The sequence below is a fragment of the Mesorhizobium sp. M6A.T.Ce.TU.002.03.1.1 genome (assembly GCF_003997275.1).
Classification (GTDB): Bacteria; Pseudomonadota; Alphaproteobacteria; order Rhizobiales; family Rhizobiaceae; genus Mesorhizobium; species Mesorhizobium mediterraneum.
In genome coordinates, this window is record NZ_RZTI01000295.1 from 1 (window position 1) to 741 (window position 741).

General features: G+C 58.4%; 1 protein-coding gene. It reads right to left on the reverse strand.

The window, feature by feature from the left end; genetic code table 11:
- Nucleotides 1-178: 178 nt before the first annotated feature.
- Nucleotides 179-589, reverse strand: a complete 411-nt coding sequence (locus EOC93_RS33605; RefSeq protein ID WP_127206762.1) for a DUF559 domain-containing protein — start codon at nt 587-589, stop codon at nt 179-181.
- Nucleotides 590-741 lie beyond the last annotated feature (152 nt).

A 741-nucleotide genomic window follows, 5' to 3' on the forward strand; every position in this document is an offset into this window, starting at 1 on the left:
GAAGGCGACCAAAGCCTTGTTATAACGCTGGATGAGATGCGGCTCCTCGATGGTCAACAGCCGGCCGTAGATCAGCTCGTTCTCGCGCAAAAGGTCGGATTTCTTGGCCATTATTCCTTCTCCCCGTTCACGGGGAGAAGGTGCCCGAAGGGCGGATGAGGGGCGGCGCAAACGCTCATCATCTTTCCTCTGACGTTGAAGCGGGCAAAAACTTCGCGTCGACAGCAATCATTTTCCGATTGAGCCGACCATCCAAGGCCGCAACGATCGTATCCAGTACGCTCTTACGGCCAGTGAGGACATCAGCGTGCCAAACCCTCAACACCGACCAACCGTTCCTGTTCATGGTCTCATCCCTGTATCGATCCTGAGATCGATTTGCGTGCTGACTTCCATCGACTTCCACAACCAGATTGCCTTCGCGGCAGGCGAAGTCGGCGAAATAGGGGCCGATCGGTAGTTGGCGAACAAATTTGTGGCCGTTCAATCGTCGCCCGCGCAGTTCGTGCCATAGCCATTCCTCGGCATCATTCTCGACTTTTCGAAGCTGCCTGGCCCTCGCCACCTTCGGCTCGTTTCCACCTCGCACAGCGCTGCCCCTCATCCGCCCTTCGGGCACCTTCTCCCCGTAAACGGGGAGAAGGGAGAAGCGCCAGGCTCACGCATTCCACAGGCCCTTCTTCTTCAGCTCCTCGATCTCGCGCACCGCGCGGTCGCGCAGGCGGGTGTCGCGGATCATCT